The sequence below is a fragment of the Pseudomonas sp. NFIX49 genome, from assembly GCF_900115915.1.
GTDB lineage: Bacteria > Pseudomonadota > Gammaproteobacteria > Pseudomonadales > Pseudomonadaceae > Aquipseudomonas > Aquipseudomonas pharyngis.
This window is the reverse complement of sequence record NZ_FOYE01000003.1, coordinates 600,410-613,730: the sequence shown is the minus strand read 5'-3', so window position 1 is coordinate 613,730 and position 13,321 is coordinate 600,410. Positions and strand designations below refer to the sequence as shown.

Genomic DNA, 13,321 nt, shown 5'->3' with positions numbered 1-13,321 from the left:
GTCCAAGCTGCTTGCCGCCAGCCAGTACGCTGGCGACAAAGGCTTATCGGCCGTTTTCTACAGGACTAGAGGGTAAAAGAGCTCAACGGGTGCGAAGTCCGTCAATAAACTCAAGCACGCGTGTCCCCAGTTCCGCCGCCAAGGGCAAATTCGGGTCCTTGTAGGAGGCCAGTTGCCGCTTCACGTCATTGGGCACGATGCGCAACACGTGGTTCATGCCTTCGATCAGCGCCAGTTGCGCATCCGGTTTGGCGGCCTTGAGCAATTTCGCATCATCGACCTGGACCTGAATGTCGTTGCTGCCTTGCACGATCAGCGCCGGCATTTGCAGTTGAGCGAAGGCCGCCGCCGGATCCTGACGGAACAGCGAAATCAGATACGGCTGCACACTCGGACGGAAAATCACCTGCAACGGCGCCGGCACATTGTCGTCGGTGCGCCCGGCCTTGAGGCTGTCGAGCAATTCGTTGCTGCGCAGCATCAAAGGAGGAGGGAGGCTGCGGGCCAGTTGCCGGCGCAGCACCTGATCAATGGGCCGGGCTGTGCCAGAGAGAGAGATCACCGCAGCGGCGTCCACCTTCGGCGCCGCCAGGCTGGCGATCAATGCACCTTCGCTGTGGCCCAGCAAAATCAATGGACCGAAGCGCGGATCGGCTTTCAGCTTCTGCCCCCAGGCCACGGCGTCCGCCACGTAGGCTTCCACCGACAGGTTTCGCTCGTCCGGAGTCGCCGCCAGGCTGGCGGCCACGCCGCGCTTGTCGAAGCGCACACTGGCGATATTGTGTTTGGCCAGCACCCAGGCCAGTCGCTTGAGGCTGTCATTGCGTCCGCCGTCCGGGTTGTTTCCGTCACGATCGGTAGGACCCGAGCCGGAAAGGATCAGGACAACCGGCACGGGGTTGTCGGATTTCGGCAGCAACAGCGAACCGAAAAGTTCGCCGTTGTCAGTCGTCAACGTGACCGGTCGTTGCAGGACAGTCGCCTGGACGAAGCCGGTAAACAGGGAAAGGCTCAAGATCAAAACTCGCAGCATCATCACGCCATCATTTGCCAAGGTGCCGGTTGGACTCACCCACACCGCTAAGGTTCGAGGATGAACTACTCGGATAGCCTGCGTATACTGGCGCGCATCACGAATCTGGGTTCGATTTAACGGAGCGTCCTGCATGTCCGGCAATACCTACGGCAAGCTGTTCACTGTCACCACCGCGGGCGAAAGCCATGGTCCGGCGTTGGTCGCCATTGTCGACGGCTGCCCGCCGGGCCTGGAGATTTCCCTTGAAGACCTGCAACGCGACCTTGACCGTCGCAAGCCGGGCACCAGCCGCCACACCACCCAGCGCCAGGAAGCCGATGAAGTCGAAATCCTCTCCGGCGTGTTCGAGGGCCGCACCACCGGTTGCTCCATCGGCCTGCTGATCCGCAACACCGACCAGAAGTCCAAGGACTACTCGGCGATCAAGGACCTGTTCCGCCCGGCCCACGCCGACTACACCTACCACCACAAATACGGCGAGCGCGACTACCGCGGCGGCGGTCGCAGCTCCGCGCGGGAAACCGCCATGCGCGTGGCGGCCGGCGCCATTGCCAAGAAGTATCTGGCCAGCCAGGGCATCGTCATTCGCGGCTACATGAGCCAGCTCGGCCCGATCGAAATTCCGTTCAAGACCTGGGAATCGGTCGAGCAGAACGCCTTCTTCAGCCCGGACCCCGACAAAGTGCCGGAGCTGGAAGCCTACATGGACCAGTTGCGCCGCGATCAAGACTCCGTCGGCGCCAGGATCACCGTGGTTGCCGAAGGTGTGATGCCGGGCCTGGGCGAGCCGATCTTCGACCGTCTCGACGCCGAACTGGCCCATGCGCTGATGAGCATCAACGCGGTCAAAGGTGTGGAAATCGGCGCCGGTTTCGCCTGCGTCGCTCAACGCGGCACCGAACACCGTGACGAGCTGACCCCGGAAGGTTTCCTCAGCAACAATGCGGGCGGCATCCTCGGCGGGATCTCCTCGGGTCAGCCGATCGTCGCGCATCTGGCGTTGAAGCCGACTTCGAGCATCACCACCCCGGGCCGTTCGATCGACATCGACGGCAATCCGGTCGACGTGATCACCAAGGGCCGTCACGATCCGTGCGTCGGCATCCGCGCCACGCCGATTGCCGAGGCGATGATGGCCATCGTGCTGATGGATCACCTGCTGCGTCACCGTGGCCAGAATGCCGATGTGCGCGTGAGCACCCCGGTGCTGGGCCAGCTCTGATGGGTCAACTCACTGCCGCTGCGGTCTGAGCGTGGCGGCGCTCCCGTACTGGCGGCTGTCCAGTTTCTATCTGTTCTATTTCGCCTTGCTCGGTTCGACGGCGCCGTTTCTGGCGCTGTACTTCGATCACCTCGGTTTCAGTGCCGCGCGGATCGGCGAGCTGGTGGCGATCCCAATGCTGATGCGCTGCGTGGCGCCGAACATCTGGGGCTGGCTCGGCGATTACACCGGCAGGCGCCTGGCCATCGTGCGCTTTGGCGCGGTGTGCACGCTGCTGACGTTCTCATTGATTTTCGTCAGCAAGACCTACGCCTGGCTGGCGATGGTCATGGCCTTGCATGCGTTCTTCTGGCACGCGGTGTTGCCGCAGTTTGAAGTCATCACCCTGGCGCATTTGCAGGGTCAGACCTCCCGCTACAGTCAGATCCGCCTGTGGGGCTCGATCGGTTTCATCATCACCGTGGTCGCCCTCGGTCGCCTGTTCGAGTGGCTCAGCCTCGATATCTACCCGGCGGCGCTGGTGTTGATCATGGCCGGCATCGTCCTCAGCAGCCTGTGGGTGCCGAATGCGCAGCCACCTCAGGGCAACCGGCCGACAGGCGAGGGCTTTCTCAAGCAGTTGCGCAATCCTGGGGTGTTGGCGTTCTACGGTTGCGTGGCGCTGATGCAGATGAGCCACGGGCCGTATTACACGTTTTTGACGCTGCACCTCGAGCGACTGGGCTACAGCCGTGGCGTGATCGGCATGCTCTGGGCGGTCGGCGTGGTGGCGGAAGTGCTGATGTTCATGGCCATGAGCCGGATCCTCGCGCGTTTTTCCCTGCGGCGGGTGCTGATGGCGAGTTTTCTGCTGGCGGCGCTGCGCTGGTTGCTGCTAGGTTCGTTCGCCGAGTTCCTGTGGGTCTTGCTGTTTGCCCAGGTGCTGCACGCGGCGACGTTCGGCAGCTTTCATGCGGCTGCCATCGCGTTCGTGCAACGTAGCTTCGGCGCGCGCCAGCAAGGGCAGGGCCAGGCGTTGTATGCCGCGCTGGCCGGCACCGGCGGTGCGCTCGGCGCTTTGTATTCCGGTTACAGCTGGAATGCCCTCGGCGCGACATTGACCTTTAGTATTGCCAGTCTCGCAGCGCTCGCCGCTGCCGTTATCATTGCCATTCGAATGCAAGAGGACAGGCCATGAGCCTTACCCGTGAACAGCTTGCCCAGCAAATTGTCGACGCCGGGCGTTTTCTTTATGGTCGCGGCTGGTCGCCGGCCACCAGCAGCAATTACTCGACGCGCCTGTCGCCGAGCGAAGCGCTGCTGACAGTGTCGGGCAAGCACAAGGGCCAGTTGGGCCTGGACGACGTGCTCGCCACCGACCTGTCCGGCAACAGTCTTGAACCCGGCAAAAAACCGTCCGCCGAAACCCTGTTGCACACCCAGCTCTACAGCTGGCGCCCGGAGATCGGCGCGGTGCTGCACACCCACTCGGTGAACGCCACGGTGCTGTCGCGCCTGACGCCGCAAGATTTCATCGAGTTCGAAGACTACGAACTGCAAAAAGCCTTCAGCGGCATTTCGACCCACGAGTCCCGGGTGCGCGTGCCGATCTTCGACAACGATCAGGACATTGCGCGCCTCGCCGCCAAGGTGCAGCCTTGGCTCGACGCCCATCCCGATTGCGTCGGTTATCTGATTCGCGGTCACGGCCTCTATACCTGGGGCGCGCAGATGAGCGACGCGTTGCGCCAGATCGAGGCCTTTGAATTCCTGTTTGAATGCGAGTTGAAGACCCGCAGCGTCATGAACCGCCAAGGCTGACTTCACCAGAACCAGCCCCTTTGCCTGATGAATGCAGTGCCCGACCGGTCTGAAAGAACCGGACGGCAAGGCCGATACCGAGGAATGCCCCATGAGCAGCCTGTCCGTCTATCACGTTTCCAGCCCCGAGATTCCGAACAAGGTGCTGACCCATTTCGAAGACATCGCCTCGACCCTGGCCGAGCAGGGCGTGCGCTTCGATCGCTGGCAAGCCGCCGCAAAAATTCAGCCCGGCGCCAGCCAGGAAGAAGTGATCGGTGCCTATAAAGAACAGATCGACAAACTGATGACCGAGCGCGGTTATATCACGGTCGACGTGATCAGCCTCAACAGCGATCACCCGCAAAAAGCCGAGCTGCGCGCCAAGTTCCTCGAAGAGCATCGGCATGGCGAAGACGAAGTGCGCTTCTTCGTCGCCGGCCGTGGCCTGTTTACCCTGCACATCGATGATTACGTCTACGCCGTGCTGTGCGAGAAGAACGACCTGATTTCGGTGCCGGCCGGCACCAAACACTGGTTTGACATGGGCGAGAACCCGCATTTCGTGGCGATCCGTCTGTTCAACAACCCTGAAGGCTGGGTCGCCAACTTCACCGGCGAAGACATCGCCGGCCGCTTCCCGCGTCTGGAGGACTGAGCCGATGTCGATCAAGGTCATTCTCACCGACATCGAAGGCACCACCAGCGCGGTGAGTTTTGTGTTCGACGTGCTGTTCCCGTATGCGGCGAAACATCTGCCGGACTTCGTTCGCCAGAACGCTCAGCGCGCGGATGTTGCCGAGCAACTGGACGCCGTGCGCCGCGACAGCAACGAACCGCAGGCTGACGTCGAGCGGGTCGTGGAAATTCTGCTGGCGTGGATTGCCGAAGACCGCAAGGCCACGCCGCTGAAAGCGTTGCAGGGTATGGTCTGGGAACAGGGCTATCAGGCCGGGCAGTTGAAAGGCCATGTTTACCCGGACGCCGTTGAAGCGCTGCAGCGCTGGCATCAGGCCGGGTATCAACTGTTCGTGTATTCGTCCGGTTCGATCCAGGCGCAGAAGCTGATTTTCGGCTGCTCGGAAGCAGGAGATCTGACGCCACTGTTCAGCGGCTACTTCGACACGACCTCTGGGCCGAAGCGCGAAGCGCAGTCTTACAGCAATATCCAGCGGGCCATCGGTGTCGAACCGCAGGAGATCCTGTTCCTGTCCGATATCGTGCAGGAACTTGATGCGGCCCAGGCCGCCGGCCTGCAAACCTGCGGGCTGGCCCGTGAAGGCGGGGAGTTGGCAGGGCATGTGACCGTCGACAGCTTTACCGGGATCGAACCGGAAGCGTTCTGAGTTCACCCAATCGACGCGCAAAAAAAACAGGCCGTGAAGCGAAAGCTCCACGGCCTGTCTGTTTATACGGTGTTCGAATTACATCGAGTGATAAGTCGGCAGGGCGAAACGCTGCTGGCTTTGCAGCATGCCGATCTGCGGCAGCTCGCTGGCTTGTTCTGCCAGATCACGACGGATCGCGCTGATCGCCCACGACAGTTGGTCGCCGGTATGCAATTGCTGATAGGTGAGCGCACGCTTGAACACTTTGCCGTCGGCACTCTTCAGCGTCAGCAGGATCCCGCCATCGGGACGGGGCTGGGTGGTGACGGCGAAGTTGGAGAACAGGGAGGTAAATTTTTCTTGGATCAGGTTCATGTCTTTCAGCTCCGTATGCACTTGAATGGCAAGCATGCATAGGGAGTTGCAGCGATTGTGCCAGTATTTCTGTTTATAAAAATCGTTGTAAATCAGTAAGTTATAAAATTAGGTCGTTTCGTCTGTCGTGCAATCTGCATGAATGGCCATCGTGCATCCTGCATTTTGCGGGATCACTGTCGATCCGATGGAACCAATATCTCCGGCCGGAATCCCGCTGTGCGTTGCAGCCCCGGGCGGATACAAAACATTGCAAAAACCGCGTGTACAGCCTGAGAAGCCCTGACGTATTTTCGGCCTCGACCCTCGCTCAAGAAGCGCCGGTTGCGTCACCCGATTGCCCGACAATAAAAATCCGGCCTGCACGTCAAGGTCGAACGGGAGCTACCATGCGCCACGCGCCAAGCGACACGATTACCTGGGGCATGATGCTCCGCAAGCTGCCGATGATTGCCAAAGCCATCCCTCGGGTGGTGAAAGGCATGAAGGTGGCCAACGTCACGGATCCGACCCAAACCTGTGGCCTGGGCTGGACATTCGAGCAGGCGACCCTGCGCAATCCCGAGGGCCCCGCGCTGCTGTCGGGTGAGGTGGTGCTGAGTTATTCACAGGTCAACCAGTGGGCCAACCGCATCGCCCACTATTTGATCGGGCAGGGCATAGGCAAAGGCGATGTGGTGGCGGTGTTCATCGAGAACCGCCCGGAACTGCTGGTGACGATTCTGGCCCTCGCCAAGGTGGGCGCCGTCAGTGCGCTGCTCAATACCTCGCAGACCCGCGATACGCTGATCCACAGCATCAATCTGGTAATGCCGGCGGCGATTGTCGTCGGTGAAGAGTTGTTGCCGGCGTTTGCGGCGGTACGCGAGCAAGTGTCGATCCCGGCAGTGCGCGCCTGGTTCGTTGCCGATCAGGATACCTTCAGCCATCCGGGCATCGCGCCCGAGGGCTATATCAACCTGATCAGCGCCAGTGCCGACGCCTCGGGCGACAACCCGGCCAGCAGCCGGCAGATTTTCTTCGACGACCCCTGTTTCTATATCTACACCTCCGGCACCACCGGTTTGCCCAAGGCCGGCGTGTTCAAGCACGGCCGCTGGATGCGCAGTTCGGCGAGCTTCGGCATGATCGCCCTCGACATGCGCCCCGACGACATCGTCTATTGCACCTTGCCGCTGTACCACGCCACCGGGCTTTGCGTGTGTTGGGGTTCGGCGGTCAATGGCGCCTCGGGTTTCGCCATTCGCCGCAAGTTCAGCGCCCGGCAGTTCTGGAGCGACGTGCGCCGCTATCGCGCAACCACCATCGGTTACGTCGGCGAGTTGTGCCGTTATCTGGTGGATCAGCCGCTCAGCGCCGACGACAGCCGTCACGACGTGCGCAAGATGATCGGCAACGGCTTGCGGCCCGGCGCGTGGGCCGAGTTCAAGACCCGTTTCGGCGTGGATCACATCTGCGAGCTGTACGCGGCCAGCGACGGCAATATCGGCTTCACCAACATCCTCAATTTTGACAACACCATCGGTTTCTCGCTGATGGCCTGGGAACTGGTCGCCTACGATCAGGACAGCGGCGAACCGATTCGTGGCGCTGACGGCTTCATGCGCAAGGTCGGTCGGGGCGAGCGAGGCCTGCTGCTGGCGCGGATCGACGACAAGGCGCCGCTGGACGGCTACACCGATCCACAGAAAACCGCGAAAGTCGTGCTACAGGACGTGTTCACCAAGGGCGATCGGTTCTTCAACACTGGCGATCTGCTGCGCAACATCGGTTTCGGTCACGCACAGTTTGTCGACCGCCTCGGCGACACCTACCGCTGGAAGGGCGAGAACGTCTCGACCACCGAGGTCGAAAATCTGCTGCTCCAGCACCCGCACATTTCCGAAGCGGTGGCCTATGGCGTGGAAATCCTCAACACCAACGGTCGCGCCGGGATGGCGGCGATCACCCCGGCCGAGTCACTGGCGACCCTGGATTTCGCCGAATTGCTGGCCTTCGCCCGCCAACGCATGCCGGCCTATGCGGTGCCGCTGTTCTTGCGGGTCAAGGTGAAAATGGAAACCACCGGCACCTTCAAATACCAGAAAACCCGCCTGAAAAACGAAGGCTTCGACCCCGGCCTGACGGCGGATGATCCGATTTACGCCTGGCTGCCGGGGAGCGAAACCTACGTGCAGGTCACGGATGAAATCCTTGCCGACATCCGGGCAGGCAAGTACCGCTATTGATATTGGCTATCGGCGGTCTTGGAAAAAAGGGGATGACAGCTATCGCTGCGCTCGGGAAACTGTCGGCTTTCCGATTGACCGAAAGTGGAGTGAACCATGTCTGACCAAAGCCGCCAGATGACCCCCGAGGAAGCAGCCGAATTCACTGAACAGGTGTTCAACAAGGCGCGCGAGGGCGATGCGGTGATGCTCGATCGCCTGATCACTGCCGGTCTGCCGGTGAACCTGACCAACAGCAAGGGCGACACCCTGCTGATGCTCGCCAGCTATTACGGTCACGTGGACGCGGTGCAAGTGCTGCTAAAGCACAAGGCCGACCCGGAACAACGCAATGGCAACGGCCAGAGCCCGATTGCCGGCGCGGCGTTCAAGGGTGATCTGGCCGTGGTCAAGGCCCTGGTCGAGGGCGGGGCGCAGATTGAAGGCGCCTCCTTCGATGGCCGCACGGCGCTGATGATGGCGGCGATGTTCAACCGGGTTGAAATCGTCGACTACTTGATCGATCAGGGCGCCGACCCGAAAGCCAAGGATGCCAATGGCGTCACCGCGCTGGACGCGGCCCGCACCATGGGCGCTGTGGACACCACCGCGCAGCTGGAAAAACTGCTGGGCTGAGGCCGCTGGCCGGAACCCGCTCTGTGGCGAAGGCGAGAATGCGCTATCCTTCGCGCCCTCAAAATTCCCTTCGCCACAGGATCCGCCCCCATGAAAGCCGCACTCGCCGAACTCATCAGCAAAATCAGCTCCGGCTGCATGGGCGAAGACGAGATCCTGAAGGTCGCTGACGAAGCGGCGCAGGCCTACGCCGATGCCGACGCTTTTCTGACCGCCAACCCGGACATTAACTACGACGAGACTTTCCCGATTCCGCTGGGCGAGTGGGTCGTGGTCGGCAGCCTGCCGGAGACCGTGCTGTTCCAGGCTGACACCTACGCCGACCTGTTCGCGCAGATCGTTGCCTCGTTCGGTCCGGGCGTGGAGTTCAACCTCAAGCCCAAGCAACTGGCCAAGACCGAAGCGCTGACCGCGCTCAACCGCATCCAGGTGCAGATGAGCAGCCTGAACAAGGAAAACGGCGGTTACACGTTGATGAACTTCAGCCAGTTGCTCGACGACGAGCTGCAAGTGGTGCTGGTCTACGGCAACGACGTGCCGCGCGTGCTGGATCTGTGCGCCGAAGTCGGCATTGCCGCCGCGCCGTCGCTGGAAGCCTTGAAGGTCGCCGTTCACGTCTGACGCAATAAAAGGGAACCCTGAGCGCGACCGTCTATCCTAAAAGTGCATGCCACTATTCTGGAGCGACACCATGGGTTCCACGTTCAACGGCCTGGTCGGCCTGATCATTCTTGCGCTCGACATCTGGGCGATCATCAATGTGCTGAAAAGCGGCGCCGAGACCGGGATGCAAATCCTCTGGGTGCTGCTGATCATCCTCCTGCCGGTGCTGGGCCTGATCATCTGGGCGATTGCCGGGCCGCGGGGCAACGTGCGGATCTGACCGTTCGCACCCTGATCGGGTCGGACCGATGAACTGAGGTTCGACCTGTCATCTTCGGCAACGTAGAATGCGCGCCTTTCCCGGGCAATCGAACCTGACGATTGGCGCCCGCGCATTCATCGGAGCACTTCACCATGACCGTCACCAAGACCAGCGAATACCTGGAAACCCTCTACGAAGGCTACGGCCAGCGTTTTCGCATGGAAAAACTGCTGCACGAAGTGCGCACCGGACACCAGCACCTGGTGATCTTCCAGAACCCGCGCATGGGCCGGGTAATGGCGCTGGACGGCGTGATCCAGACCACCGAAGCCGATGAGTTCATCTACCACGAAATGCTCACCCACGTGCCGATCCTCGCCCACGGCACCGCCAAGCGTGTGCTGATCATCGGCGGCGGCGACGGCGGCATGCTGCGCGAAGTGACCAAACACGCCAGCGTCGAGCACATCACCATGGTCGAGATCGACGGCACCGTGGTCGACATGTGCAAGGAATTCCTGCCGAACCACTCCAAGGGCGCCTACGACGATCCACGCCTGAACCTGGTGATCGACGACGGCATGCGCTTCGTCGCCACCACCACCGAAAAATTCGACGTGATCATTTCCGACTCCACCGACCCGATCGGCCCGGGCGAAGTACTGTTCTCGGAAAACTTCTACCAGGCCTGCCACCGCTGCCTGAACGAGGGCGGCATCCTCGTGACCCAGAACGGCACGCCGTTCATGCAGATCGAAGAAGTGAAAACCACTGCCGGGCGCCTGCGCAGCCTGTTCCCGGACTGGCACTTCTATCAGGCGGCCGTGCCGACCTACATCGGCGGTTCGATGACCTTCGCCTGGGGCTCGACCAACCCGGCCTACCGCAAGCTGACCCGCGAAGTGCTGCAACAGCGCTTCATCGGCAGCGGCATCGTCACCCGCTACTACAACCCGGAAATCCACATCGGTGCTTTCGCCTTGCCGCAGTACGTGCTGCAAGCGGTGAACAAGCCAAGCAACGACTGATCGTTCGCGGGTCAGAAAAAGCCGAGGCCGGTGTGCGAAAACACACCGGCCTGGGCTTTTTTCATGTTGCATCGGTGTAAACCTTTTGAACGATCAATCCTGACAAAAGTCGAGATAGGTGTAAGCCCATTTGCGGGTTTGATCGAGGAGGCTCCGATGTCAAAGTGGAAAGTCACTTTCGTGGACGATCATGGTGAAACGATCGACGAAGTCTTCGAGTGCGAGGAATGCCCCAGCCATGAACGGGCAGCCCGCCTCATCAAGGAACGATTCCTGCCAGTCGCCGCCGAGCTTGACCTGAACGATCTGGAAGGACGCACCGCCGATGCCGGCGTAAAAAGCCTGAAAACCCAGAACAGCATCGAAATCCGCAGCATCACCCCAATCTGAATCTTCATTTTCTTCATGTACCAGGCCTTGGCAGCGGCTCTATCTTGGGGCTACTCTGCAAGCGAGATCAGCGAACGGATCGCTAAGGTCTGGTCTTGTCAGCTACATGCTTGTTTCCCGCCGGCAACGCGGTTGCCGTAAGCACCCGGGCCCAGTGGGCCAGTGCAGGGAATACGGAAAGTCTATCCATCTATGCGAGGGGGACGATTCATGAGCACAGCCTATCAAGAAGACATCAGCAGCAGCGTGCTGCGCCGCATGAAAGAAGGCGGTTTCGATTTTTCCCGATTCCATCCCATCGAGTTCTACGCCATTTTCCCGGACGAGGAGCGGGCGCGCAGGGCGGCAGGCAAATTTCGCGGTGAATCCATCAATGCCCAGGTCAGTGCGCGCGACGACGGCGCCTGGTCTCTGGAATTGAGCAAGGTGATGTACGCAACCTACGACGACATTGGCGATTTCGAGCAGGGCTTCTCGGCGGTGGTCGAGCCCTTGGGCGGCATCATCGAAGGCTGGGGCGTGAAACAGGAGATCCGCAACCGGCATCGTTTGAACTGATCACTCTCGCAACACGTCGAGCTACGGCTGGCCTTCGGGTCGGCCGTTGTCGTTTCTACGGCCCCGAAAGCGCATGGCAAAACCCTGAAACAAGAAACCGGCGCAAAAAAAAGCCACCTGAAAAGGTGGCTAAAAGGGAAGACCGCAAGGAGAGGAAACCGGTCAGGGTTACGGCCGGGAGGGCTGCCGAGGCAAGCCGGATCAGTGAGGCTGCGTACTTCGTCAGCGACGTTTTTGCAGCGGATGCGCGGATTATCCGCAGTGGCCTGCGGGCAGTGAAATCAACTCTGACTATGCTGGTGATAGGCGACGGGATTGCGTCGCAATGAAGCGGGGGCGATCAGGTTGGAGCATTTGCCGCACAGGAATGGTGCGGCGCGTGTGGCGTGAATATCCAACCGATTGAAATCAAAGCGTTTATGCCGATGGCACGGGCCTTGCGAAGGCCTGTATGTCCGGAGTGACAAGGAGTACGGCATGATCCGCACCTATTTTGATGAGATGTATGATGCCGGCGGCCAGATCCGCCCGCATTACCGGGAGTTTGCCCGCTGGCTGGCCGAGACACCTGACGAGCTGCTGGCCCAGCGGCGACGCGAGGCCGATCTGCTGTTCCATCGCGCCGGGATCACCTTCACGCTCTACGGGGACGAGCAGGGGACAGAACGTCTGATTCCCTTCGACACCATTCCGCGCAGCATTCCGGCCAGCGAATGGCGGATTGTCGAGCGCGGCTGCATCCAGCGGGTCAAGGCGTTGAACATGTTCCTCGCCGACCTTTACCACGAGCAACGCATCATCAAGGCCGGGATCATTCCCGCCGAGCAGGTGCTGGCCAACGAGCAATACCAGTTGGCGATGCAGGGGCTGGATCTGCACCGCGATATCTATTCGCACATCTCCGGCGTCGATCTGGTGCGCGACGGCGACGGCACGTATTACGTGCTCGAGGACAACCTGCGCACGCCGAGCGGCGTGAGCTACATGCTCGAAGACCGCAAGATGATGATGCGCCTGTTCCCCGAGCTGTTCGCGGCCCAGCGCATCGCGCCCATCGATCATTACCCGAACCTGCTGCTCGATACCCTGAAAAGCTCGAGCCCGATCGACGACCCTAGTGTGGTGGTGCTGACACCGGGACGGTTCAACAGCGCGTTTTTCGAGCATGCGTTTCTAGCCCGGGAAATGGGCGTGGAACTGGTGGAGGGCGCGGACCTGTTCGTGCGCGACGACAAAGTCTTCATGCGCACCACCGACGGCCCGAAAGCGGTGGACGTGATCTACCGCCGGCTCGACGACGCGTTCCTCGACCCGCTGGCGTTCCGCCCGGATTCGATGCTCGGCGTGCCGGGACTGCTGTCGTCCTATCGCTCCGGCAATGTGGTGTTGGCCAATGCCATCGGCACCGGCGTGGCGGACGACAAATCGGTGTATCCGTTCGTTACCGAAATGATCCGTTTCTACCTCGACGAAGAACCGATCCTGAAGAACGTGCCGACCTGGCAATGCCGTAACCCGTCCGAGCTTTCCCATGTGCTGGCCAATCTTGCGGATCTGGTGGTCAAGGAAACCCAGGGCTCCGGCGGTTACGGAATGCTCGTGGGGCCGGCGGCGACCACGGCGGAAATCGATGCGTTCCGCGAGCGGATCAAGGCCAAGCCCCACGCGTACATCGCGCAACCGACGCTGTCGCTGTCGACCTGTCCGACCTTTGTCGAAAACGGCATTGCGCCGCGCCACATCGACCTGCGCCCGTTCGTATTGTCCGGCCGCGAAACCCGGGTCGTGCCCGGCGGTTTGACCCGTGTCGCCCTGCGCGAAGGCTCTCTGGTGGTGAATTCATCCCAGGGTGGCGGAACCAAAGACACCTGGGTGGTCGAGGATTGAAGGAAGCCTG

The 13,321-nt window shown here is 61.0% G+C and carries 15 protein-coding genes; 13 read left to right on the top strand and 2 right to left on the bottom strand.

Translation table 11 applies throughout. The annotated features are described in order from the left end of the window. Positions 1-82: 82 nt before the first annotated feature. A complete protein-coding gene (locus BMZ46_RS10920; protein ID WP_039769918.1) occupies positions 83-1,036 on the bottom strand; it encodes an alpha/beta hydrolase in 954 nt (317 codons plus the stop codon). Positions 1,037-1,166: 130 nt separating this feature from the next. Here BMZ46_RS10920 and aroC point away from each other — a divergent pair, with 130 nt between their 5' ends. From aroC to mtnC, 5 genes are all read left to right on the top strand, one after another. After that, positions 1,167-2,258 (top strand): chorismate synthase, encoded by a 1,092-nt coding sequence (gene aroC, locus BMZ46_RS10915; protein ID WP_039769920.1) that lies wholly within the window; start codon positions 1,167-1,169, stop codon positions 2,256-2,258. Positions 2,259-2,289: 31 nt separating this feature from the next. Then, the gene (locus tag BMZ46_RS10910) at positions 2,290-3,435 is read left to right on the top strand and encodes an MFS transporter (RefSeq protein ID WP_011333208.1); all 1,146 of its coding nucleotides are present in this window, start codon (positions 2,290-2,292) and stop codon (positions 3,433-3,435) included. Then, on the top strand, positions 3,432-4,058 hold the full coding sequence (locus BMZ46_RS10905; protein ID WP_007959997.1) for a methylthioribulose 1-phosphate dehydratase: 627 nt from the start codon (positions 3,432-3,434) through the stop codon (positions 4,056-4,058). Before BMZ46_RS10910 ends, BMZ46_RS10905 begins: the two co-directional genes overlap by 4 nt. A 91-nt stretch (positions 4,059-4,149) precedes the next feature. Then, on the top strand, positions 4,150-4,695 hold the full coding sequence (locus BMZ46_RS10900; protein WP_039770173.1) for a 1,2-dihydroxy-3-keto-5-methylthiopentene dioxygenase: 546 nt from the start codon (positions 4,150-4,152) through the stop codon (positions 4,693-4,695). 4 nt (positions 4,696-4,699) lie between these two features. Next, positions 4,700-5,383: an acireductone synthase gene (gene mtnC, locus BMZ46_RS10895; RefSeq protein WP_074687603.1), complete on the top strand. Its 684-nt coding sequence runs from the start codon at positions 4,700-4,702 to the stop codon at positions 5,381-5,383. A gap of 78 nt (positions 5,384-5,461) precedes the next feature. On the opposite strand, the gene BMZ46_RS10890 is transcribed toward mtnC, so the two are convergent. Continuing rightward, complete coding sequence (locus BMZ46_RS10890; protein WP_039769924.1) at positions 5,462-5,740, bottom strand: DUF3509 domain-containing protein; 279 nt, start codon at positions 5,738-5,740, stop codon at positions 5,462-5,464. 389 nt (positions 5,741-6,129) lie between these two features. Between BMZ46_RS10890 and BMZ46_RS10885 the strand changes: the two genes are divergently transcribed. The 8 genes from BMZ46_RS10885 (at position 6,130) to BMZ46_RS10845 (ending at position 13,311) form a co-directional block, all read left to right on the top strand. Further along, positions 6,130-7,968, top strand: coding sequence for a long-chain-acyl-CoA synthetase (locus BMZ46_RS10885; RefSeq protein ID WP_074687604.1), 1,839 nt, complete (start codon positions 6,130-6,132; stop codon positions 7,966-7,968). A 96-nt stretch (positions 7,969-8,064) separates the two neighbouring features. Next, complete coding sequence (locus BMZ46_RS10880; RefSeq protein ID WP_039769928.1) at positions 8,065-8,583, top strand: ankyrin repeat domain-containing protein; 519 nt, start codon at positions 8,065-8,067, stop codon at positions 8,581-8,583. Positions 8,584-8,673: 90 nt separating this feature from the next. After that, positions 8,674-9,204: a hypothetical protein gene (locus tag BMZ46_RS10875; protein WP_039769929.1), complete on the top strand. Its 531-nt coding sequence runs from the start codon at positions 8,674-8,676 to the stop codon at positions 9,202-9,204. A 70-nt stretch (positions 9,205-9,274) separates the two neighbouring features. Continuing rightward, on the top strand, positions 9,275-9,466 hold the full coding sequence (locus BMZ46_RS10870; protein ID WP_074687605.1) for a PLDc N-terminal domain-containing protein: 192 nt from the start codon (positions 9,275-9,277) through the stop codon (positions 9,464-9,466). Between the two features lie 134 nt (positions 9,467-9,600). Beyond that, positions 9,601-10,476: a polyamine aminopropyltransferase gene (gene speE / locus BMZ46_RS10865; RefSeq protein ID WP_039769931.1), complete on the top strand. Its 876-nt coding sequence runs from the start codon at positions 9,601-9,603 to the stop codon at positions 10,474-10,476. A gap of 156 nt (positions 10,477-10,632) precedes the next feature. Continuing rightward, positions 10,633-10,866, top strand: a complete 234-nt coding sequence (locus tag BMZ46_RS10860; protein ID WP_074687606.1) for a hypothetical protein — start codon at positions 10,633-10,635, stop codon at positions 10,864-10,866. 210 nt (positions 10,867-11,076) lie between these two features. Next, a complete protein-coding gene (locus BMZ46_RS10855; RefSeq protein WP_007959978.1) occupies positions 11,077-11,424 on the top strand; it encodes a ribonuclease E inhibitor RraB in 348 nt (115 codons plus the stop codon). Positions 11,425-11,901: 477 nt separating this feature from the next. After that, positions 11,902-13,311: a circularly permuted type 2 ATP-grasp protein gene (locus BMZ46_RS10845; protein ID WP_074687607.1), complete on the top strand. Its 1,410-nt coding sequence runs from the start codon at positions 11,902-11,904 to the stop codon at positions 13,309-13,311. The last annotated feature ends 10 nt before the right edge of the window (positions 13,312-13,321 follow it).